20 protein-coding genes are annotated in these 22,527 nt (G+C 69.2%); 9 read left to right on the forward strand and 11 right to left on the reverse strand.

The window, feature by feature from the left end; translation table 11 throughout:
- Positions 1 to 4 precede the first annotated feature (4 nt).
- Together LX88_RS26260 and LX88_RS26265 are read right to left on the reverse strand one after the other, a co-directional pair.
- Positions 5 to 1,498, reverse strand: a complete 1,494-nt coding sequence (locus LX88_RS26260) for a sugar transferase (RefSeq protein ID WP_090068874.1) — start codon at positions 1,496 to 1,498, stop codon at positions 5 to 7.
- 375 nt (positions 1,499 to 1,873) lie between these two features.
- The gene (locus tag LX88_RS26265; RefSeq protein ID WP_258950464.1) at positions 1,874 to 2,089 is read right to left on the reverse strand and encodes an RNA-binding S4 domain-containing protein; all 216 of its coding nucleotides are present in this window, start codon (positions 2,087 to 2,089) and stop codon (positions 1,874 to 1,876) included.
- 91 nt (positions 2,090 to 2,180) lie between these two features.
- Here LX88_RS26265 and LX88_RS26270 point away from each other — a divergent pair, with 91 nt between their 5' ends.
- Positions 2,181 to 2,864 (forward strand): DUF2306 domain-containing protein, encoded by a 684-nt coding sequence (locus LX88_RS26270; RefSeq protein ID WP_258950465.1) that lies wholly within the window; start codon positions 2,181 to 2,183, stop codon positions 2,862 to 2,864.
- Here the strand turns inward: LX88_RS26270 and LX88_RS26275 are convergent.
- From LX88_RS26275 to LX88_RS26300, 6 genes are all read right to left on the reverse strand, one after another.
- Positions 2,783 to 2,983: a hypothetical protein gene (locus LX88_RS26275; RefSeq protein WP_258950466.1), complete on the reverse strand. Its 201-nt coding sequence runs from the start codon at positions 2,981 to 2,983 to the stop codon at positions 2,783 to 2,785. The two genes, LX88_RS26270 and LX88_RS26275, sit on opposite strands and share 82 nt — an antisense overlap.
- Before the next feature lie 160 nt (positions 2,984 to 3,143).
- On the reverse strand, positions 3,144 to 3,560 hold the full coding sequence (locus LX88_RS26280) for an SLATT domain-containing protein (protein ID WP_258950467.1): 417 nt from the start codon (positions 3,558 to 3,560) through the stop codon (positions 3,144 to 3,146).
- Positions 3,557 to 4,759: a DUF4231 domain-containing protein gene (locus LX88_RS26285; RefSeq protein WP_258950468.1), complete on the reverse strand. Its 1,203-nt coding sequence runs from the start codon at positions 4,757 to 4,759 to the stop codon at positions 3,557 to 3,559. The genes LX88_RS26280 and LX88_RS26285 overlap by 4 nt, the downstream gene beginning before the upstream one ends.
- Before the next feature lie 43 nt (positions 4,760 to 4,802).
- Positions 4,803 to 4,961 carry a hypothetical protein gene (locus tag LX88_RS26290; protein ID WP_258950469.1) on the reverse strand — a complete coding sequence of 53 codons (159 nt, stop codon included), beginning with the start codon at positions 4,959 to 4,961 and terminating at the stop codon, positions 4,803 to 4,805.
- A complete protein-coding gene (locus LX88_RS26295; RefSeq protein ID WP_258950470.1) occupies positions 4,958 to 5,677 on the reverse strand; it encodes a haloacid dehalogenase-like hydrolase in 720 nt (239 codons plus the stop codon). Before LX88_RS26295 ends, LX88_RS26290 begins: the two co-directional genes overlap by 4 nt.
- A 68-nt stretch (positions 5,678 to 5,745) precedes the next feature.
- Complete coding sequence (locus tag LX88_RS26300) at positions 5,746 to 6,927, reverse strand: RNA-guided endonuclease InsQ/TnpB family protein (protein ID WP_258950471.1); 1,182 nt, start codon at positions 6,925 to 6,927, stop codon at positions 5,746 to 5,748.
- 164 nt (positions 6,928 to 7,091) lie between these two features.
- Between LX88_RS26300 and LX88_RS26305 the strand changes: the two genes are divergently transcribed.
- From LX88_RS26305 to LX88_RS26320, 4 genes are all read left to right on the forward strand, one after another.
- Positions 7,092 to 8,477, forward strand: coding sequence for an SDR family oxidoreductase (locus LX88_RS26305; RefSeq protein ID WP_258950472.1), 1,386 nt, complete (start codon positions 7,092 to 7,094; stop codon positions 8,475 to 8,477).
- Between the two features lie 129 nt (positions 8,478 to 8,606).
- Entirely contained in the window at positions 8,607 to 9,269 is a 663-nt protein-coding gene (gene ku, locus LX88_RS26310) for a non-homologous end joining protein Ku (RefSeq protein ID WP_258950473.1), read from the forward strand.
- Between the two features lie 122 nt (positions 9,270 to 9,391).
- Positions 9,392 to 12,262 carry an AAA domain-containing protein gene (locus LX88_RS26315; RefSeq protein ID WP_258950474.1) on the forward strand — a complete coding sequence of 957 codons (2,871 nt, stop codon included), beginning with the start codon at positions 9,392 to 9,394 and terminating at the stop codon, positions 12,260 to 12,262.
- Positions 12,263 to 12,397: 135 nt separating this feature from the next.
- Positions 12,398 to 13,030 carry an LPXTG cell wall anchor domain-containing protein gene (locus tag LX88_RS26320; protein WP_258950475.1) on the forward strand — a complete coding sequence of 211 codons (633 nt, stop codon included), beginning with the start codon at positions 12,398 to 12,400 and terminating at the stop codon, positions 13,028 to 13,030.
- Between the two features lie 56 nt (positions 13,031 to 13,086).
- Here the strand turns inward: LX88_RS26320 and LX88_RS26325 are convergent, their stop codons facing one another.
- Positions 13,087 to 13,836 (reverse strand): PIG-L family deacetylase, encoded by a 750-nt coding sequence (locus LX88_RS26325; RefSeq protein ID WP_258950476.1) that lies wholly within the window; start codon positions 13,834 to 13,836, stop codon positions 13,087 to 13,089.
- Between the two features lie 92 nt (positions 13,837 to 13,928).
- Positions 13,929 to 15,725, reverse strand: coding sequence for a S8 family peptidase (locus LX88_RS26330; RefSeq protein ID WP_258950477.1), 1,797 nt, complete (start codon positions 15,723 to 15,725; stop codon positions 13,929 to 13,931).
- A 182-nt stretch (positions 15,726 to 15,907) separates the two neighbouring features.
- Here LX88_RS26330 and LX88_RS26335 point away from each other — a divergent pair, with 182 nt between their 5' ends.
- Together LX88_RS26335 and LX88_RS26340 are read left to right on the forward strand one after the other, a co-directional pair.
- A complete protein-coding gene (locus LX88_RS26335) occupies positions 15,908 to 16,834 on the forward strand; it encodes a LuxR C-terminal-related transcriptional regulator (RefSeq protein WP_258950478.1) in 927 nt (308 codons plus the stop codon).
- A gap of 72 nt (positions 16,835 to 16,906) precedes the next feature.
- Complete coding sequence (locus tag LX88_RS26340) at positions 16,907 to 17,491, forward strand: hypothetical protein (RefSeq protein WP_258950479.1); 585 nt, start codon at positions 16,907 to 16,909, stop codon at positions 17,489 to 17,491.
- A 55-nt stretch (positions 17,492 to 17,546) separates the two neighbouring features.
- Here LX88_RS26340 and LX88_RS26345 read toward each other — a convergent pair whose 3' ends face one another.
- Entirely contained in the window at positions 17,547 to 19,424 is a 1,878-nt protein-coding gene (locus LX88_RS26345) for a S41 family peptidase (protein ID WP_258950480.1), read from the reverse strand.
- A gap of 119 nt (positions 19,425 to 19,543) precedes the next feature.
- On the opposite strand from LX88_RS26345, the gene LX88_RS26350 reads away from it, so the two are divergent.
- Positions 19,544 to 21,934 carry a DUF2339 domain-containing protein gene (locus tag LX88_RS26350; protein WP_258950481.1) on the forward strand — a complete coding sequence of 797 codons (2,391 nt, stop codon included), beginning with the start codon at positions 19,544 to 19,546 and terminating at the stop codon, positions 21,932 to 21,934.
- 13 nt (positions 21,935 to 21,947) lie between these two features.
- On the forward strand, positions 21,948 to 22,526 hold the full coding sequence (locus LX88_RS26355) for a superoxide dismutase family protein (protein ID WP_258950482.1): 579 nt from the start codon (positions 21,948 to 21,950) through the stop codon (positions 22,524 to 22,526).
- The last annotated feature ends 1 nt before the right edge of the window (position 22,527 follow it).

Genomic DNA, 22,527 nt, shown 5'->3' on the forward strand with positions numbered 1-22,527 from the left:
CCCATCAGTAGGCCCCCTGGCCGCCGAAGACGGCGCGGAAGGTCTTCCACATGATCACGAGGTCGAGTGCGAGCGACCAGTCCTCGACGTAGCGCAGGTCGAGGCGGATCGACTCCTCCCACGAGAGATCGCTCCGGCCGCTCACCTGCCACAGACCGGTCAGGCCGGGCTTCACCAGCAGGCGGCGCCGCACGTCCGAGGAGTACTTCGCGGTCTCCTCCGGCAGCGGCGGGCGCGGGCCGACGAGCGACATGCTGCCCGCGAGGACGTTGAACAGCTGTGGTAGCTCGTCGATCGAGTAGCGGCGCAGGAACGTGCCGACCTTGGTGATGCGCGGGTCCTTCTTCATCTTGAACAGCACGCCGTTGCCTTCGTCGACGCCGGCGAGCCTGGCGCGCAACGCGTCGGCGTTGGTCACCATCGTGCGGAACTTGATGATCGTGAACGGGACACCGGTCTTGCCGACCCGCTTCTGGCGGTAGAACACGGGACCACGGCTGTCGATCATCACGAAGGCCGCGACGGCGAACATGAGCGGTGCCAGCAGGACCAGGAGGACGAACGCTCCGACGCGATCGACGACTTCCTTGACCAGACGGCGGAATCCGCTCAGAGCCGGTTCGCTCACGCGCAGCAGCGGCATGCCGAGCACGGCGCTCATGTGCAGTCGCGGGCCGGCGACCTCCATGAGACCGGGCGACACGACCATTTCGGCACCGGAGCCCTCGAGTGCCCACGCGAGCTGCTGGAGACGGCGAGGTGTCCAGTAGGCGTCGGGCGTGACGGCGACGATGCGGTACCCACCGCGGCGGACGTGCTCGGCGAGCTCGCGCAGCTGGCCGACGACGGGCACGCCGTCGACGTCCGTGCCGGAGCGGCCGCGGCCGTCGATCGTGCAGATCGCGTCCACGCGCCAGCCCAGGTGGGCGACGCGCTTGGTGCGGAGGATGAGGTCCTCGACGGTGTCCAGGTTGCCGGCTGCGAGGACCGAGAGCAGGAAACGTCCTTCACTGCGGCCGCGGTGCAGCGGGCGGCGCAGGAGGTAGCGCATGGGAAACGCGACCAGGGCGATCGCGGGGACTACGACGAAGATCCACAGGCGGGCGCCGGGGATGTCGACGGCGAGCGCTCCGAGGCCGAGCGCCACAACGGCACCGAACAAACCCCGGCCGAGTCTTCGGAACTCCTCGGCTCCCTGGCCGAGAACGGTCGGCGTCCACACGCGGTTGATGGCGAGTGAACCGACCACGAGAACTACTGTGAGTATGTCCAGCAATGCAAGGGAAAGCGGGCCGAAGGCCGTGTGACGCATGCTCATGACGGCACCGACGGCGATGACGACCAGGACAACGGTCAGCACATCGGCGGTGATCACGGCATATCGGTAGCGACTTTCCCAGCGCGCTACGGGTGGATGGGTCTGTCTGTGTTCCGACAGAGTGTTGAGCGTGGAGCGCAACCCGTCGACGTCACGGGCAGCGCGGACCTGCTCACTCATCGTTCTGATCTCCCCGGCTCAGCGGCGATTCCGGACGTGCACAACGCAGGTCACCCCGAGGACCTTCGAACTTGGGACTCAGTGATCTTCGGCCACGCCGTCATTCGGGCTCGGCCGCCGAAGCTCGCTACCGGTGATTCGTATGTTCCGGCATCCGCGTTACAGACCCGGGAAAAAAGTTTCCCCAGTGCCCGAATACCGGACGTGACGCGCGTCTCACGGTTGTGAAAACGTGGCGACACAAGACGATTCCAGATGTCCACAAGGGACATAAAGGTTACGTATGTCCCGAGGTAATCGTTCAGAACAGGTCTTCAGGCCCTAGTCTGATCGACTGCGATTGTGCATGCTCTTACCGCCGAACGGAGCAACAGGTTACGGCCGAACGGAAATGCGTACTTCGTCGCCTTCCACGCCCACAACGTCGCCGTCGCGCAACTGTGCCCCGCGCCGCACCTCCACAGCGCCGTTGACGTGGACTTCCCCGTCCTCGATGAGCACCTTGGCGTGTCCGCCGTCCTCGGCCAGCTGCGCCAGCTTGAGGAACTGTCCTAGCCTGATCGGCTCTTCGGAGATCTCGACCGTCCGCATGAGTCCCATCATCCCAGTAGGGCGTTCCCCCGTGCTCGCTCGGGGGCGCACACCAGCGCGTTCGAGTGAAGCCGTTGACAGGCTTCAGTGCATGAAGACTTCGAGGGGGTACGCCGCCTGGTTGACGGTGTCGGGATTCGTCTGCGTGGCGATAACGATCTTCGCGGCGAGCGCGTACGTCACGCTGGACATGGGCCAGGCGAGGCCGGCACTGCACGGACCGGTGCACTACGGGCTGCTGGTCGCGCACATCTTCACCGGAACGGTCGCGGTCCTTGCGGGTGTCTCGCAGTTCTGGCCGGGGCTGCGCGGGCGGCATCCGCGCGTGCACCGGGTGATGGGGCGCGTCTACTTCGCGGCGGTCCTGCCGTCGTCCGTGCTCGGCGTCGTGTGCGCCCAGCTGTCGCTGTACGGGCTGGCGTCGTCCGGGCCGCTGACGGTCCTGTCGGTGCTGTGGTTCGTCAGCGCGGTGTTCGGCCTCAAGACGGCACGGCGGCGCCAGTTCGGCGAGCACCGCATCTGGATGATCCGCGGTTTCGCACTCACTGGCGCCGCCGTGACGGGTCGCCTCTGGGGCCTGGCTCTCGGCGCACTGGTGCCCGACGGGGACGGGCTGCTCATCTTCGCCACCGCGAACTGGCTGTCGTTCGTGGTGAACCTGCTGGTGGCCGAGTGGTGGATCCAGTCGCGGGGTTACACCCGGACCTTGCCCTCCGTGGCGCTCAGGCCGAGCATCTCCAGCAGGTCGGCGCAGTCGAGCGAGTCCATGGCGTGAGACGCCACGGTGCGGGCCGCCTTGCTGTTCTGAATCGTGCTGTGCTCCTTTTCCAGAGCCTTGGCCTCGGCGAAGGTGCCGGTTTCGGGCTCGGCGATCGCGGGACGCGCCCAAGTCATGTCGTGCCTGCTTCCGCATCGGGGGATGTAGTCATCATGGCAAGTGAGTGACCGAAACACCAGAACCTGTGCTTACCGTAATCGATCACCCACGCTGCGTGTTAACCGTGGAAGCGATTTCTCGAAACCAGACCCGAACGATTTCAGCCGCGATTCGGCTTTACCGGCCGTACCTCAGCACCGACTCCACTTCGGTCACAAATGCGACCAGCCGTTCGTCGTCCACATCGTCCGGTGTGGGACCGTCCACCGCAAGTCGTTGCAGCGCAACGGAAGTGGTGGCGCTCTCCCGCGCCAGGCGGCGGAACCCGAACGTCGCCTCGTACAGCGACATGGCGGTGCCCAGAGCGGCCAAAGTCGTTGCCACAAAAGCCCACATGGCCCTGCGCGGCCCGTCCGCCATGCCGATCGCGGCGGCCGCGGCGGCGGCGATGAACAGGGCCGCGGCGAGCGCGACCGTCCACGTGCGGGCGCGGGAGTAGCGCTTGCGGCTGCGTTCGAAGTGGTCGAGCCGGTCCTGGAAGCGGTGGCGCAGGTACGCCTCGACGAACTGGGCCTGCCTCAGCTTGTCGCTCATGTCCTGACCACCTCGTGCTTGCGGTTGCTGACCGCGGCTTCCAGGTCCGCCACCTTGTCCTGGCGCTCTTCCTCCGTGACGGGCGCCACAGAGGCGAGGTGCGCGAAGTACAACGCCCGCAGGCGTTCCGCGCGCGACCGGGCCGTCAGGTACTTGTCGAGCGACTCGCGCTTGCGCGCCACGATCGTGATGGCCGCGGCGAACGCGCCGCCCGCCACGACGAGCACCCCGGGCCACGGCGTGTCCTTCAGCCACGTCTGCAGCGCCGCGAACACCGTCGTCGTCAGGCCGCCCGCGATCGCGAGCACGGCCGTGAGCCGGTAGCGGTTCTGCTCGACCTCGGCTTCCGCGTCGAGCTCCTGGAACACCGGCGCGACGACCTGGTTCGCGTCGTGGATGGCGTCGGCGAGCATCGGGTACGCGACGACGAAACCGGGGTCGACCAACGGCCGCGGTTCGGGGGCCCGGTACCGGACCTTGGGCAGGATCCTCGGCGGCTTGACGGGCTTCTCCTTGCCCAGCAACCGTTCCAGCGCGGTGACGGCCTTACCGGGGCCCTCGTCCACGTGGATGATGAAGATCTTGCCGCTGCGCACCAGCACCGCGAGGTCGCCGGTGAGGTCACCGGTCGCGATCCGGTCCGCGAGACCGCCCGTGCCGGCGAGCACCAGCAACGGGTTGTCACCACTGAGGTGATCGACCACCTCCCGCTCGCTCTCGCCTCCGACGACGAGGGCGACGACGGGCTTCTTGTGGCGCACGGCGTCGATCGTGCGGAACAGCACCGGGGTCGCGTCCGTCCACTCGGAACCGGGGACGACGACGGCGACGCTGTGGTTGGGTTCCAGCGGGACCTGGCCGTTGGTGGCGCTCTCGGTCAGGTCGTGCACCTTGCTGCTCGGCGCGACTCCGATCACGACGGGCCAACGCTGCTCGCACGCCTGCAAAGCCATGCCCAGCAAGTGGACAACGCCTCGGTCGGTGCCTTCGGTGACGAACACGGCGCCGTTGCGCGCCGCGGTCACGACGACGGATCTGAGCACCGGCAACAACTTCGCGGCGAGATCCGTCTCGATGTCTTCTGTGGAGCCGAAGACCGAGATCACCGTGCGCCCTCGGGGCAAGCCGAGGGCCTTGGGTTTGATGTCGGCGTCCGGCTGGGACAGCCGTTTGACTGTCGGGCCGCCTGCTGTGGGCATGCCGCGCACCATAACGCCGTGATCGATCGAGGGCCAGAGCCCGTTAGACCTCATCCTCGTGGTCCACGGGGACTTCCCGGCGCTGCTCCTGGGCGTCGGCCTCGTCCGCCTCCAGCGGCGTGTCCTGCGTCTCGACCGGCTCGCTCGGAACGACCTCGCGCTGCTGCTCCTGCACGTCCGCGTCGGCTGCTTCGGGATTCATGCCGTGCGGTTTCCCTGCGGTGCGGGCTTCCACACCTGCCTGGTCAGCTCATCGAGGTCCGCCAGGTCGTCGAGGACGACCTCGGCACCGGCCCGGCGCAGGTCGTCCGCGTCGCTGCGCCCGGTGGCCACGGCGACCAGCCGAACACCTGCTTTCGTCGCCGCGTACACGTCGTGCGGCGTGTCGCCGATGAGCACCACCTCGTGGTGGGCGAACGGCCGGATGTGCCGCGCGCGTTCACGGGCGATCGTCACCAGTTCGGCCCGGTCGGCGTGCTCGCCGCCGAACGCGCTGACCTCCCAGTCGACCAGGTGCGCGAGACCGAACTCCTCGAGCTTGATCAGCGCCACGCTCCTGAGGTTCGCCGTCAGCACGCCCTGGTGCACGCGCGGGTCGTCCGCGAAGTGCCGGAGGGCGGCCAGCGCCCCCGGCAGCACCTCGCCGTGGCCGGACAGCTCGGCCCGCCGGGCCTCGAAGGAGTCCGCGAGCGCGTCGGCGAGGAGCCTGGCCGCCTCCTCCGTGTGCTCGATGCCGTGCAGGCGCAGCGTCTCCTCGATGATGTCCGCCTCGGTGCGGCCACCGAGGTCGACTGGGCCGCTGAGCTCCCTGCCGAAAGCGCTGCGGAACGCCTCGCGGTACATCAGCCCGCCGAAGCCGCGCGCCGAGATCAGCGTGCCGTCGATGTCCCAGAGCACCAGCAGTTCAGGCCCGGTCACCGGACCACCACCCCTCAACGCGTAAAATCCCTGCTCTTGACCTTCTTCCCTCGTGAACGAGGGAAGTCCTACGGCTCGCGCCGCGGGGTTTTCTGTTTCGTCGCCGATCGCCCGCCCGGAGTGTTCCGTTGAGGTCTTACACCGGCTCCACAGACTGTCACCGCCAGCCCGGCGGCCAGGATGTTGCGCGCCGCGTTCACGTCCCGATCATGGATCGCGCCGCAACCACACGTCCACGTCCGCACGTGCAGCGGCATCGCCGCCTTGAGTGCGCCGCAGACCGAACACAGCTTGGACGACGGGAACCAGCGATCCACGGTGGTCACTTCCCGCCCGTACCAGCTCGCTTTGCACTCCAGCAGCTGCCGGAACTGCCGCCATCCCGCATCACCGATCGCACGGGCCAGCCGGCGGTTGCCGACCATGTTCGACACGGACAGGTCCTCGATCACGAGCGTTTGGGTTTCACGCACGAGGCGAGTGGTGATCTTGTGCAGGTAGTCGGTGCGCCGATCGGCGATCCTGGCGTGTACGCGGGCGACCTTGACGCGGGCCTTGCCTCGGTTGCTGCTGCCTTTCTGCTTACGACACAAGCTTCGTTGAGCTTTGGCCAGGCGTTGCCGGTCGCGAAGTTCGTGACGGGGATTGCTGATCCTCTCTCCGGTCGACAGCACCAGCAGGTGATCGAGACCGACATCGATGCCGACCACTGCATCCATTGTGGGCAGCGGCGCCACGCTCGGGTCCTCGCACAGCAGGGACACGAACCAGCGTCCGGCCGCATCCCGCGACACGGTCACCGTCGAGGGCTCCACCCCTTCGGGCAACGGCAGCGACCAACGAATGTCCAGCGGCTCGTACATCTTGGCGAGCGTCAACATCCCGTTACGCCACCGGAACGCCGACCGCGTGTACTCCGCCGAAGCGCGAGACTTCTTCCGCGACTTGAACCTGGGGTACCGGGCACGCTTGGCGAAGAAATTCGTGAACCCGGCCTGCAGATGCCGCAACGCTTGCTGCAACGGCACCGCCGACACCTCCGCCAGGAACGCGAGTTCGTCGGCGCGCTTCCACGAGGTCAGCAACGCCGACGTGGCCTCGTAGCCGACCCGTTCCCCACGCAGCGCCCACGCCTCCGCTCGGGCCTGCAACGCCAGGTTGTATACCTTGCGGACACATCCGAACGTGCGCGACAGCTCCACAGCCTGCGCCTCAGTCGGATAGAAGCGGAACTTGAACGCCCGCTTCACCTGCCCATTCACATTTCACAAATTACCAAGCCGATCTGGCGGACCCGCGTGGGTGGGTCGTGGACATCGTGTCGCCCTGACGGCGGCCCGGCTGTCCCGATCCTGCTTCGCAGGGACCTGACAGCTTCCCGCCCTGAAGGACGGGGCTCTTCGGAGGACCTCAGATGACCTCAATCGACCCCGCAGAGCTGGAAGTCTGCCTGCGCGTGCTTGCCCAGGTCGAGGACCTGCCGGCGGAACACGACGACGCCGTGCGCGTCCGCCGGGCCACCGCGAAGATCTTCAAGGCCGCGAAGAAGTTCCGCAAAACGGAGCGCAAGGCCGCCGTCGTGGCCAACGACCGCGCCGTCACCGCGCTGACGGCCACCGGGTCGCCGGACCGCATCGACGACGAGACGCAGGGCCTTCCCCTCGTGTCGACGGCTCAGGGCGCCACGGCGGGCACGTTGCTGCGCGCCCGGTCCTGCTACACGTGCCGCACGAGGTTTGTCGAGGTAGACGCCTTCTACCACAACCTCTGCCCCGCCTGTGCCGCCTTCAACCACGGCAAGCGCGACGCCCGCACGGACCTGACGGGCCGCAACGCGCTGCTGACCGGCGGCCGGGCGAAGATCGGCATGTACATCGCGCTGCGGCTGCTGCGTGACGGCGCGCACACCACGATCACCACCCGGTTCCCCAAGGACGCGGCGCGGCGGTTCGCCTCGATGCCCGACGCCGCCGACTGGATCGACCGGCTCAAGATCGTCGGCATCGACCTGCGCGACCCGGCCCAGGTGCTGGCGCTGGCCGACGAGGTGGCGTCCCACGGGCCGCTCGACGTGCTGATCAACAACGCCGCCCAGACCGTGCGCCGTTCCGCCGGTGCGTACACGCCGCTGGCCAACGCCGAGCACGAGGCGCTGACCGGGGACGCCCGACGGCCCGAGTTGATCTCGTTCGGCGGCCACGGCCAGCTCGCGCTGCCCGGCACCGCCGTGCCCGAGGCGCACTCGGTGACGACACTCGCGTTGATGGCGGGCTCGAAGGACATCGACGCGGGCGGCCTGGTGCCGGACACCGCGCCGGTCAACTCGTGGATCCAGAACGTCGACGAGGTCGACCCGGTCGAACTGCTCGAGGTGCAGCTCTGCAACTCGACGGCGCCGTTCCTGCTGATCTCGCGGCTGCGCGCCTCGATGGCGAAGTCGTCGTACCGCCGCAAGTACGTGGTGAACGTGTCGGCGATGGAGGGCCAGTTCTCCCGCGCCTACAAGGGTTCCGGGCACCCGCACACGAACATGGCGAAGGCCGCGCTGAACATGTTGACGCGCACCAGCGCCGAGGAGATGCTGCAGGCCGACGGCATCCTGATGACGGCCGTCGACACGGGCTGGATCACCGACGAGCGACCGCACCCGATGAAGATGCGGCTCGCCGAGGAGGGCTTCCACGCCCCGTTGGACCTGGTCGACGGCGCGGCGCGGGTGTACGACCCGATCGTGCGCGGCGAGGCCGGCGAGGACCTGTACGGCTGCTTCCTCAAGGATTACGCGCCTTCCCCCTGGTGATGTCGAAGTAGGCCTTCGGGGTGACTTTCGTCGGAAACACGTGTCCGAGGCACCTGTCGGACGCGTCCGAACGATGCCTTTCATCAGGCATTACGCTTAGTTGAACACCTGTTCGAGTACTCATTTGTCATGAGGACTGTGTGGCGGGGAGCACTTCGGTTCGGGATGTCGACGATGACGGTGCGGCTGGTGTCCGCGGCCACCGAACATCGCAGCAAGGTGCACCTGGTGCACCGCGAGGACAGTGGCCGCGTACGCCACCAGCAGGTGTGCGGCGAGTGTTCGCTGCGGCTGACGCCGGAGGACATCGGGCGGGGTTACGAGCTCGACGACGGCCGGATCGTGCAGATCGATCCCGGCGACCTGCCGTCGCCGGAGGACGGCGTGATCGACGTGCAGCAGTTCGCGCCCCAGGTCGACGTGGACCCGGTCGCGTTGCACCGCAGCTACTACGTGGAGCCGGACGACCTGGCCGTGCGGTCCTACGTGCTGCTGCGGGAGACGCTGGAGCGGACCAAGACCGCCGCGATCGTGAAGTTCGCCTTGCGGAGCAGGGAAACGCTGGCGGCTTTGAGGCCCCAGCAGGGCGTTCTGGTGCTGCACACCTTGCTGTGGCCGGACGAGGTGCGGGAGCCGCACTTCGCGTTCCTGCACCGCGACACCGAGGTGCGCACCGGCGAACTGGCCGCCGCGGCGGCGTTGGTGCGCGCGCAGACCCGTCCGTTCCGGCCGCACGACTACCCCAACACGCACCACGAGGCCTTGCTGCACCTGGTGGAGGCGAACGTCTGACCCGCACCTGGTGGTGCGGACGTCTGACGGCTCCTGATGGTGCGGGTGCGCGACCCGGGTCTCGGGGATGAACGCGGGTCGCGCGCCCGTTCTGTCAGGGGGCGGCGCTAGCATCGGCAGCCATGCTCGCCAGCCCGTCCGATCTCGTCGACCTGCTCGAATGCGAGCACCGCAGCTTCCTCGCTCGTGACGAACGGCGCGGCGCCCCCTCCGAACTGCACCTTGCCGCCGCCCGGACGGCCGCGGAGATGCGTTCCGGTGCGGACCTGGTCGAGAACGCCGTGTTCTTCGACGGCGTGTTCCACTGCACCGCTCAGACCCTCGTGCGCACGGCCGACGGTTATGAGCCGTGCGACGAGGCCTCCGACGCCACTCCCCTGGCCGTGCTGTCGCTGGTCGCGGCGGCGCAGGCGTTGGACGCCTCTCGCGCGCACCTGATCGTCGACGGCCGCCGGATGTCTTTCCGGATCGCCGACTTCACTCCCCTGCTGGGGCGGTTGCGCACTCGGCTCGCGACGCCCTCACCTGCCCCGAAGCGGTCGTGGGGTGACGTGCGGGCGGCCTGCACCGGGTGCCGGTTCTCCCGTCACTGCGCTTCCGGTCGCGAAGAGGCGCGGGACCTGTCGCTGGTGGCTGGTCTTCGCGCTGACCAGCGACGGAAGCTGGTTTCGGTCGGCATTGACACGATCGACGCGCTTGCGGCCACCGAGGAACGGCCGGCGACCCTCTCCCCCGCTTCGTTCATGGCGTTGACCGCGCAGGCCCGGCTGCAGGTGCGGCAGGAACGCACGGGCGTCATCACCTACGAGGTCGTGGCGCCGGAGGCGTTGGCGAACCTGCCGGAGCCCGCCGAGGACGACGTGTTCCTGGAGGTCGACGGCGACACGTTCCGGACGCCGGGCTGGCAGGGGACGTTCGAGGAGTTCGTCGACCGGACGCCGTCCGGGACCGTCTACCACTTCACGCCGCACGACCTCGCCGGGCGGGCCGCGCGGACGGCGACCCGCGAGTCCGAAGTGGACGAACTGGTGCGGCGCTGCGTCGACCTCGGCGCGTTGACGCGGCGGGTGCTCCGAGTGTCCACACGGGAGTACACGCTGCCCGCGCTGACACCGTTGCTGGACGACGAGATCCCCACTCGCGGACTGCGGGACCTGTTGCACCGCGTCAAGGTCGAGCGCGAGATCGAGACCGCGCCGCCGCAGGAACGCGACGAGACGGCGTTGGAGAAAGCGGCCGAGCGGGCGCGGCGGATGGCGGCGCTGACGGAGCCGTTGCTCGCCGAGGGGCACGCGTTGTTCGCGGCGACGGTCGGCTACCACCGGCGTGAGTCGAGTCCGGCGTGGGGCGACTACTTCCGGCAGGCCCTGGCGCCGATCTCCGACCTGGAGACGGATTCGAACTGCGCGGTGCCGATCACGCTCAAGGCCGAGGACTGGGTGCCTCCGGCCGGACGGGTCCGGACGCACAAGCGGCAGGTGCACGCGCGGATCGACCCGGAACGCCCGCACCCGTTCGGTTCGGGCGAGCAGGTCCGGCTGCTCTACCCCGGCAACGTGACGCGCAACGCCGTGGTGGCCGACGACAACCCGTACGAGCTGGTGCTGACCGAGAGCAACTCGCAGGAGCACTCCGAACTGCCCGTCGCCGTGCTGCCGGGCAGTCCGGTGCCTGCGTCGCCGAAGGACGAGGCCGTCGCGGAACTGGCAGAGCAGGCCGTGGGGCTGCTGCCGCTGCTCCCCCGCAACCCCGGTATCGACCTGTTGCTGCGCACGCCGCCCGCGCAGCCGTTGCCGCAGCACGACGACGTGGTGCAGGCCGTGATCAAGGCCGTCGACCAGCTCGACGGCGGGACGCTGGCGGTGCAGGGCCCGCCCGGCGCCGGCAAGACGTACCTCGCGACCAAGCTCGTGCGGCACCTGATCGACCAGGGCAAGACCGTGGCGGTGACCTCGACGTCGCACAAGGCCGTCGAGAACGTGCTGTCTTCGGTGGATCCCGACATCCCGATGGCCAAGCGTCCCAAGGAGAAGAAGCCCGAGGAGGGCCTCCCGTGGGACCAGCCGAAGACCAACGGCGCGCTGGCGCAGTGGCGTGAGGAGCACCCGCAGGGCCACCTGGTCGGCGGCACGGCCTGGACGTTCTCCAACGCCGTGATCAAGGCGCAGCCGTTCGACGTGATGATCATCGACGAGGCGGGCCAGTTCGCGCTGGCCGACGCGGTGGCGGTGGCGACGGCCGCGCGCAACCTGGTGCTGCTGGGCGATCCGCAGCAACTGCCGCAGGTCGTGCAGGGCGTGCACCCACCGGGTTCGGACGCCTCCGCTCTGGGCCACCTGCTCGGCGACGCGGACGTGATCCCTCCGCACCTGGGCTACTTCCTGGCGGAGACGCGGCGGATGCACCCGGCGGTGTGCCGTCCCGTGTCCGAGCTCTCCTACGCCGGACTGCTCCATTCGCACGAGACCGCGGCCCACAGGTCGATCTCCGGCATCGAGCCCGGGATCTACCTGCGCGAGGTCGACCACCGGCACAACATCACGTCGTCCGTCGAGGAAGCCGAGGCCGTGGTGGACACGGTGCGCGCGATCGTCGGTCGTACCTGGACGGACAACGGCAAAACGCGCGAGCTGACCGATGCGGACGTTCTGGTCGTGGCGCCCTACAACCTGCAGGTGCGGGTGATCCGGCGCAGGCTCGCCGAAGCGGGGTTCACCGAGACCCGGGTGGGCACCGTGGACCGCTTCCAGGGCCAGGAAGCACCGGCCGTCATCATGTCCATGACGTCGTCGTCCACCGTGGACCTGCCGCGTGGCCTGGACTTTCTTTTGTCACGCAACAGGTTGAACGTGGCACTCTCCCGTGCCCAGACGCTCGCCGTGATGATCTGCTCGCCCCGGCTGCTGGACGCCGACGTGCGCGGTGTGGAGCAGATGCGGTTGATCGCGGGCACGATCGGCCTAACAGAGAACATGCGGATCTACCCGTGGTGACACCGTAGCGTTGTCATACGGTGACCTTTCGACCCCTCTGTGTTGTTAGCGTGACGCGGTTCACCCGGTCGGGTGATTCGGATCATGAATGTGTGCTCGGCCCCGCCACGCATCAAACAGAGCAGGAGAGATTCGTTGGCAAGGAGAGTTCTCGGCGCGTTCGCGGTGACCGCCACCGCAGCCATGGCCACGCTGGCAATGGCGACCCCGGCTAGCGCACACACCGCTGAGGGGTACGCGAAGTGCGACGGCAAGGACGTCGTTCTCCACGTGGACCTGACGCAGTTCGCGCCGGAGAAGCGGAACACCGTCGTGGTCAAGGACGGTGACACGGTTCTCACCCCCGCGAAGGGGAAGGAAACCGAGAAGTTCGGCGCCACCTGGACGAAGACGTACAAGGGTCTGGACGGCACTGTCGCCCACAAGTTCACGGTCGAAGTGAAGGCCTACGACACGAACAAGGCCAAGGGCCAGGACTTCGACAAGTTCAAGACGTACACGGTCGACCAGCCGTGCGTGCAGAAGCCGCCGACCAAGACCGAAGAGACCACGACCACCACCACGCCGCCGGTCACCACGTCCCCGGAGGTGCCCTCGTCCTCCGAGGTCCCGCCGTCGACCACCCCGGCCGCTCCCGGCGGCAGCGCTCCGGAACCGCCCCTCGCGGCGACCGGCGCGTCACCGGTGTGGTTGCTGCTCTCGGGTCTGGGTCTGGTGGGCGCCGGTGCCGGCACCCTGCTGTTCCTGCGTCGCCGCCGCAGCGCGTGAACTAGCTGAACCACCGAACGGGGCGGTCCACTTGGGACCGCCCCCGTTCGCCGTTGCTACAGGTCCAGCGCGGTCGCCGGCTCGTGGCCCTCGCGGATGAACCACTCGGTGCCGAACGCGTGCGCGAACGTCGGCTCGTCGAGCGACAGGAAGAACGACTGCTCGGGGATCTGCGAGGCGTGCGCGCGCATCGCCTGCCGCTTGACCTCCAGGTACTTCGTGACGTCGACGCCGACGTTGATCTGCGACTCCGGTACCGCGCCCTCGCCGAGCGACGGCGGCTCCTCGATGCCCGCCATCCGGAACGCCTCGCGGAACTCCGACTCGCGCACCATCGCCTGGTAGACGGCCGGGGTGCCCGCGATCTCGGCGGCGCGCATGCCCACCCGGTGCGTCTGGACGTGGTCCGGGTGGCCGTAGCCGCCGAAGCTGTCGTAGGTGGTGAACACCTTCGCGTCCTCCTCGACGAGGATCGCCGCGAGCTTCTGGGCCGCCTCCTCGACGTCCGCGGTCCAGAACGACCCGGGCTGGTCGTTGAGCTCGTCGCCCATCATCCCGGAGTCGCGGTACCCCAGGAACTCCACGCGCGCGACGCCCAGCAGGTCCGCCGCCGCGTGCGTCTCCACGACGCGGCGCTGCCAGAGTTCCTCGCCCTCCTCCAGGAAGTCGGGCACCTCCCCGGCCTCGCCCCGCGTCGCGACGACGAGCACGACCCGGTGGCCCTCCTCGAACGCTTTGCGCATCACGCCACCGGTCACGATGCACTCGTCGTCGGGATGGGCGTGGAAAGTCACCAGTGTGGCCATGCCCTCGACGTTACCTGCGGGTGCACATGTGAAAGGGCGGCGCTCCCCCAGATACAGGCTGGGAGGCGCCGCCCCTCGGCGAACTCGTGGAGCTATCGCAGGGTCAGGTTCCAGGAGTTGATGTACCCGGTGTCACCGGAGTACACGTCCTGGACCCGCAGCTTCCACGTGCCCGCCGCGACCTCGGACGAGGCGTTGACCGTGTAGGTCGCCACCACGTTGTCGGCACTGTCCGAAGAGGACGAGTTCTTCAGCCGGTAGGCGGTGCCGTCCGGCGCGACCAGGTCGATGACCAGGTCACCGCGGTAGGTGTGGACGATGTCCACGCCGACCTTGGTGGTCGAGGAGGCGTTGCCCGTCACCGTGGAGGTGATGGACGAGGTGACCGCGGCACCGCGGTCCGCGATGGCGACGTCGGTCGTGTTCTCCAGGCCACCGGAGGGCGGCGGAGTCGTGTCGATCGCGGCCACGGTCTTCGCGGCGTCGGCGAGACCGGCGCCGCAGCCGCCCGAGCAGGTGCCGGGGAGCGGACGGGCGTTGGTCTTGATCAGGTCCTTGACCTGGGCCGGCGTGAGCGACGGCTTCTTCGCGACCAGCAGTGCCGCGAGGCCCGCGACGTGCGGGGCGGCCATCGACGTGCCCTGGTACGGCTTGTAGTTCTCGGCACCGGGGACGGTGGTGCCGGCGTTCAGCGTCGACCAGATGCCGTTCTCCGGCGTGGTGATGGTGCCGGGGGTGTCGGTGCCGCGACGGGTCTCGCCGCCGGGCGCCGCGATGTCGATGCGGGTGCCGTAGTTCGAGTAGAACGTCCGGTTGCCCTCACGCGACGAGGCCGCGACGGTGATCACGCCGGAGCAGTTGGCCGGGGTGTAGAGCGACGCGTTGTCGTTCGAGTTGCCGGCCGCGACGACGACCGAGGTGCCCCGGTTGACGGCACCGTTGATCGCGTTCTGGTACGTCGTGGAGCAGGAGGACTTGCCGCCCAGCGACATGTTGATGACCTTGGCGGGCGTCTGGTTCGCGGGCACGCCGGTCACCGTGCCGCCGGACGCCCAGGTGATCGCGTCGGCGATGTCCGAGGTGGCGCCACCGCACTTGGCGAGCACGCGCAGCGGCTGGATCTTGGCGTCGTAGGCGATGCCCGCGATGCCCTTGCCGTTGCCGGTGGAGGCGGCGATCGTGCCGGCCACGTGCGTGCCGTGCCAGGAGGAGCTGCTGTCCTGCGCGGGAACCGGGTTGCCGTTGGCGTCGGTGCCGCACTCGCCGCGCGCCGCCCAGTCGCCCTGGTCGGCCGGGTTCGAGTCACGGCCGTTGTTGTCACGGGCCCGCGCCGAGTCGGAGACGAAGTCGTACCCCGCGACGACCCGGTCCGCCAGGTCGCTGTGGGCGACGTAGCCGGTGTCGATGACCGCGACGGTCACACCGGCGCCGGTGGTGCTGGACCACGCGCTGGGCACGTTCATGCCGGCGGTGGCCTCGAAGAGGTCCCACTGCCGGGAGTACTCGGTGTCGTTCGGCTCGGCGAACGGCTGCATCAGCAGGTCCGGCTCGACGTACGCGACGTCGGGGTCGTTCTTGAACGCCTGGATCGTGTTGTCGGCGTTCGTGGTCTTCGCGCCGAGGTCGACGACGACCGCGCCACTCGCCATGCGGCGGTGCACGGACTTGCCCTTGCTGCGGGCGTCGTCCGAGGCAGCGGAGTCGGACGAGGCTTCGGCGGTGCCGGGCTTGTAGCCGACGATCAGCCGCTCGAAGGGGCGGTTCACCTGGGTCGAGTCCGGCTGGGACTGGATCTGGGCGGGGGCTGCGGTCGCCGATGGGGCGACAACGCTGAGCACGGCGGCGGAAACTGCCGCGGCGCACACACTCGTGCGTCGCAATCCGTTCACGTGAGGTCCTTCCACGCAGGGCCTTCGCGTGCCGTTGAGGGCGTCAGTGTTCTGAACCGGCTGCGGAGGTGGACGGACCGTAAGCCCGGCCACACCTGCGAAAACAGGTCTAGTGGAGTCCGTTTGACGACACTGGCGTGTTCACGACAGGGGTACTGCGCCGAATGGCGCACAATGTGGCCGTGTTCGGACACTTGGGCGTCGCGCCGGAGCTAACGGCCGTTTACGAGCTTCTGGTAACGGGCGGAAGCCGCACCACGGACGAGATCGGCGTCGCGGTCCCGGTGCTGGAGGAGATGCGGGAGCTCGGCCTGGTCCGGCACCTGCCCGGTGACGTGTGGCAGGCCGTGGCGCCGGACCTGGCCGTGGAAGCGCTGATCGCGGCCCGCGAGGAGGCGAACCGCCGGGCCCGCGCGGACATCGGCCCGTTGATGGAGCTGTACCTGCGCAACCGCGACGAGGAACTGGCGGACAACGCGTTCGTCGAGGTGGTGTCCGGTGTGGACGCCGTCCGCGAGCTGTGGCACGCGTTGCTGCGCGGCGCCCGCGGGGAGGTCTGCGTGCTCGACCAGCCGCCGTACGTGACGCCGCTGGGCCAGCACGTCGCGCTGGAGGACGAGACGCGGGAACGGGACGTGCAGTGGCGGGTCGTCTACGACCGCTCGGCCGTCGACATCCCCGGCCGGGTCACGGAGATCATCGACCTGGTCGCGGCCGGCGAACGCGCCCGCGTCACGCCGACGCTGCCGTTCAAGCTCGCGGTGATCGACACGCACGCGGCGGTGCTCCCCGTCGTGAACGGTGACATCGTCGACAAGGTGCTGCTGATCCGGCCGTCCGCGTTGCTGGACGTGCTGCGCTCGACGTTCGAGCTGTACTGGGACAAGGGGATCCCGTTCAGCCCCGGCGGGATCTACGCGGCGGCGGCCGACGTGGACCCGAATTTGCTGGGACTGCTCGCCGCGGGTCTCACCGACGAGTCGATCGCACGGCAGCTGGGGCTCGCGCCGCGCACGGTGCAGCGGCGGGTGCGGCAGCTGATGGACCGGTGCGGCGCGCAGACCCGGTTCCAGGCGGGCGTTCAAGCGATGCGGCGCGGTTGGCTGTAGCCCGACGCAACCTCACGTGATCATGCGGCGTCTCACTCTGTGCAAGCACGTACTCACAGGGGGATTCAACGAATGCGCATGCGCAAGGTGATGGCGGCTGCCCTGACGGGCCTCGCACTGATCGGTCTCGCGGGCACGGCAACGGCGTCGGCGTCGGGTTCCGGGGAGCTCGCGTGGCCGCCGAAGGACGTCACGCCGGTCCACAAGACCAAGGCGGAGCTGCAGGAACAGGCGGACGGGTTCTCCGCGCGCCAGCAGGCGGCCTACCCGCGGGTCTTCCGCGGCGCGCAGGACGTCTCGCCCGGCAACTGGGGTGGCGAGGCAGAGGGCGTGTTCGACGACATGCAGTACATGGGCAACACGGTGGGCTTCACCTACAACGGCCAGCACGTCACGACGTACACGCAGGTCAACGCTCCTGGCCAGCACGCGTGGTCACCGACGGAGTACTGCGAGAAGTACGCCGCGTGCACCGCCCAGGTCAGCGACCACCGGGGCGGGCTGGTCGTGTTCTCCAAGAACGAGCAGTTCGGCATCACCGAGGCGCGGAACTTCCGCCGCAACGGTGAGGTGGTCTGGGTCCAGACCTGGACGCCGGGCACCGAGGCGCAGCTGGCGGTCCTGGCCACCGACCGCGCCTTCACGTTCACCCGCTAGTACGAAGAGTGAGCGGGCGCTTCCGGTCATGGAGTCACCGGAAGCGCCCGCTCGGTCAACTGGCGACCTTGCGCGCGGCCACCAGCTGCCCGTCCGCGAAACCCTCGACGCGCACCTCGCGCCCGGTCGCGGTCAACGTCGCGGTGTGCGCGCCGTCGGTCACGTCCAGCGAGGTCGACGGGCGGCCGTCGACGTAGACGTCCACCCGGTCGAGGTTCACGGTGTCCAGTGAGACGGTCGGTCCCTCGACCACCACTCCGAGCCGCCGGACCGGCTGCTCCTTCAACAGCTCTCCCGCTCGCGCGAGGAGATCCACGTTGCCCTGCAACAGGTCCGCGCGCGTGACCTTGTGCTGGTGCGTCGGGCGCACGCCCAGGTCCTCCACCGGTGTGCCGGCGAGCTTGCCCACGCGCAACGTGCGGCGGATCGACACGCGCATGTTCGCCTTGTTGGGCAACGCCTTGTACGGCGACTCCGCGTCGACCGGCGCCGGGATCCTCAGCAGCGTCGACAGCAGCCCGTGCGTCCACACGTTGGCGCCGCCCGCGCCGGTGTTGTCGTCCACGCCGAGGATCGGGCCCAGCTCGTGGTCGGCCCAGCCCGCGGCGAAGATGTCGGTGGCCGAGTAGCAGCGCGCGTCGGTGATCAGCACGACCGGGCCGTGGTAGGTCTGGCCCACGGCGTTCGCCCCGCCGACCGGCGTGATCGTGTGCGAGCAGGAGAACGCCTGTCCCGTCTCGGTGGAGCTGTCGAGCGACGGGAACCACGGGCCGAGGTTGATCTGGCCGGTCGGGTCCTCCGCGTGGCGGCGGCAGATCCGCAGGTTCAGCGGCGTGCTCAGGAACTGCACGGGCTCCGGCGCGACGGGCCGCGGCGTCATCGTCTGCAGCAGGAACTCCGCGGCGAAGATGTGGCCGCCGCCGTTGTCGCGCACGTCGACGATGAGCCCGCTCTGCGGCAGCAGCGCCGCGAGCCGCACGAACTCGGTGAGGAACGCGTCCGGGTCGTCCACGCTGAACGTGAAGATCCGCAGGTGCCCGAACGTGCCGGACGGCGTGACGACGGGGCGGGCGCGGAACACGCCGGGCAGCGTCGTCGGCACGTCCTGCACGGCCATCGCGACAGCGCCACCGGAGGCTTCGGCCTGCACGACCTTGGGCGCGTGCAACAGTTTCTTGGCGCGGGCCTTCTCGTCGGAGTCCAGGTCGACGCCCTGGGCGGCCGCCGCCGGTGAAAGCTCGTCGACGTCCGTCATGGGCGGCAGGTTCTCCGTGACCTGCCAGTCGACGCGGATCTCCCCGGCGGCACCGGTCTCGTCGCGGTAGCTCACGACCACCCAGTCCTCGTCGGGCGGGAGCTGGATCACCAAGGGGCGCAACGTGAGCGACTCGAGGCCGCGGGCGAGGTTCGCGGCGGTGTTGCTGCCGGCGAAGATCGCGCCGTTCAACGCGACCGCGCGGGCGATCGGCGTGCCGTTCCAGTGCGTCACCTCGGCACCTGCCGCGAGGCCGTCGAACCCGGCGACCGTGCGGGCGACGAGGTACTGCTCGGTGCCGTCCTCGCCGAAGCAGCGTTCCAGCTGGAACGGCAGGAAGGCGATCTTGCCCGCGAACGGCGCCGGCAGCAGGTAGTTCGTGTGCAGGTCGCGCACCGAGTGGAAGGTGCTCGACAGTTCGCGGTGGAACTGCCACTCGGGCTCGGCGGTGGCGTCGGTCTGCCGTTCGAGTCTGGCTCTCAGGACTCTGAGTCTTTGCACGGGATTCACCGCGTGCATCGCGACTTTGAGAGGCAGGTGCGCGTAGTTCTGCTCCAGCACGATCAGCGCCTGGTCGACGATGAGCTTGCGCTGCGCCAGGGTGAGCGTTCCCGCGGTGGCCAGGAACTCGGCGAGTCCGACGGAATTTGCGACGTTCGGGTGAGCGGTTGTGGTCATGGTGGGGCCTCCTTGTTCAGTAGAGACTTTCCAGGGCGCCTGGATACACCTGTTTCACCCGTTCGGCCGCTAACTGGAGCAGTTTTCCCGCCGACAACTGGAGTAAAGGGAGGCCGGCGATGAGTCCACCCGTTCTCGAACTGCGCATCCACGGCGTCAACAACACGCCGCCGGACGCGATGCTGGCTCTTCCCGACCACGCCGTCGAACAGTTCCGCGGCGACCGCTTCGGCAGCTTCTGGCGCCCGAGGCCGGACAAGCTCGCCGAGCTGCCACCGGATCACCCCGGGCAGGTGCCCGCGGACGTGCGGCGCGAGGCGTACTCGTGGGGCGGCATGGCACGCAGCAGCCCCGGTGTGCCGGGCAGTGGGGTGCCGTCGGTGCTCGCGAACGTGCTGGGGCGCATCGGATGGGCGTTGCTGCTGCCGTTCGGGCTCGCGAACGTCGCGTACTGGTCGCGGAAACTGCCCGACGACTCGGTCCCCTCGACGCGGCGGATGGTGTGGTGGAACGCCGGGCGGGGCGCGGCCTCGACGCGGCTGTTCGGGCTGGGGCTGACGGTGTTGCTGGTGCTCGCGGTGTGCGAGGTGGCGATCGACGTGTACGCGGTCCAGTGTTCGCTGCCGGGCACCACGTGCAGGCGGCTGCCGGACTTCCTGGACGTGCTGGGCGATCCGGCCCGCCACGTCCGGGTGCTGGCCGCGTCCGCCGTGCCGGTGTTGCTGCTGCTCGGGTTGATGGCGCTGACCTCGTTGTCGCGCAGCAGGTACGAGATGACGTCCGCCCGCACGCCACAGCGGCGTGCGGGCGTGATGCTGAGCCGGGCGTCGATGTGGGAGGGCAGCCCGCGGATCCGCCGGCTCACGCGGCTGCACCTCTCCGCGGGGTGTTGCGTGGTGGTGCTGGCGACGAGCACGCAGTTGTGGCAGCACGTGTTCTTCCTGGCACTGACCGTGCTCGCGGCCGGAGTCCTGGCCGTGGTGATGGCACGGGTGGTGGTGACGGCCACCGACTGCCCGGACGTGCCGTCGACCGAGCAGGGCGGCCTGTGGTCGTGGCTGCTGATGATCTCGTCGGTGGTCGTGCTGGTGGCGCACGGGTTCGGGCTGTACGCGATCGCGCCGGTGTTCGACGGGCCGTTGTGGCTGACGGCGTGGGGGCCGCCGGTGGTGACCGCGGCGTTGCTCGGGTCGGTGCTGGCGGCGTGGTCCTGGCGGCGCAACGACGCCAAGGGGCCGCTGGTCCTGCTCGTGCTGTTCGTAACGTGCATGGTCGCCACGTACTGGGTTCCGCTCGCCTGGACCGGTGCCGTCCTGTTCGGCGGGGTGCTGGCGTGGAGGGCACGGCCGCGTGCCGGTGACGAGTTCCAGGCCTGGCGCGGCGCCGGACCCGGAGTGCTGCTGGGGTTGTCGCTCGTGTCGTCGGTGATGATGGCGACCGTGCTGGTGCTGACGTTCCGGGGCTGGGTCGGCACCGGCCTGCGGGCACCGGTCTTCTACTCGTGGTTCAGCGCGGCCTTCGCCGTCGCGCTGGTCCCGCTGCTGTTGCTGGTCCTCTCGCAGGCCTTCGTGTTGCTGTCGCGGTTGATCACGCCCGCGGTGCTGGACGACGAGGGCGAGGTGCTCGTCGTGCGGGCGCGGCACGTGGTCGCGGTGACGCACCGGGCCGAGAACGTGGCCGGGGTGCTGTCGGTGCTGGGCGTGCTCGCGTTGCTGCTGACCTGCTACCTGACGTTCGCCTCGCCGGACTGGGGTCAGTCCCCCGCCGTCGCCTGGGTGGTGGGCAAGGGCGACTGGGTGACAGGGCTCGCCGGCGTCGCGGTGGTCGGGTCGTTCGTCGGCGCCGGGATGCTGACGAACCGGCGGCCGCTCGGGCTGCTGTGGGACCTGATGTGCTTCCTGCCGCGCACCGCCCACCCGTTCGCGCCGCCCTGCTACGCCGAGCGCGCGGTGCCGGAGATCGCCGATCGCTCGCGTGAGTTCCTGGACGAGTCGCCCGATCATCGCGTGGTGCTGTCCGCGCACAGCCTGGGTGCCGTGCTGGCCGTGGCGGCGCTGTACGCGTTGCCCTCCGGGTACCTGGAACGCGTTCAGCTGCTGACGTACGGCGTGCAGTTGCGGCCCTACTTCGGGCGGATCTTCCCCGAACTGCTGGGGCCCGCCGTGCTGGGCACACCTCCGGTGCGAGCGGGCGCGTTGTTCTCGTGCGATCCGTGGCGCCGGGAGCCCGGCGACGTGCCGGAGCGCGGGCTGGCGTCGTTGCTGGGCCCGCACTGGATCAACCTGTGGCGCCGCACCGACTACCTGGGTTTCCCTGTGCACGGCTGGGAGGACAACGCTCTCGACCGCCGCGCCAACGAGACGGACGGGTCACCGGACAAGGTGGAGACCCACGGCGACTACCACCTGTGCGCGGCCTACCGGGACGCGTTCACGGACCTCGTCTCGCTCGAGCTGAACCGGTCACCCGATCGTGGACGTGGAGGGGATGGGAACCTGGAACGCAGTTGACCCAAGGAGAAACATGCGCACGACTGTGGCGACCCTCGTGGGTGCCGTACTGCTCGCCGGAGGGCCGGCCGCTTGTTCGAGCGAGGCCCCGCCCTCCTCGCCGGCCGTCAAACCGCTGGCGGACACCGATGTGGCCGCGCCCGCGTCCTCCGGTGACCAGCCGAAGGGCATCACGTACGACGTCGCGCGGATCCCCGTGGGCGCCAAGCTCTCCACCGGCTCGTCCGTCGAGAATGGACGGACGACGGTGGAGCTGAAGGTGTCCGGCCTGCTGCCGGACACCAAGTACGGCTCGCACGTGCACACCAAGCCGTGCGGCGCCAAGCCGGCCGACTCGGGCCCGCACTACCAGAACGCGAAGGACCCGGTGTCGCCGAGCGTCGACCCGCAGTTCGCCAACGCGCAGAACGAGATCTGGCTGGACTTCACCACCGACGCGCAGGGTGCCGCGACCGGCAGGGCGACGGTGCGGTGGGAGTTCCGCAAGGCCGAGGCGAACTCGGTCGTCGTGCACGCCGCGCACACCAGCACCGAGCACGGCAAGGCGGGCACCGCCGGTGACCGCCTCGCGTGCCTGACCGCGGCGTTCTAAG

This window comes from Lentzea californiensis (assembly GCF_024648825.1).
Classification (GTDB): Bacteria; Actinomycetota; Actinomycetes; order Mycobacteriales; family Pseudonocardiaceae; genus Lentzea; species Lentzea californiensis.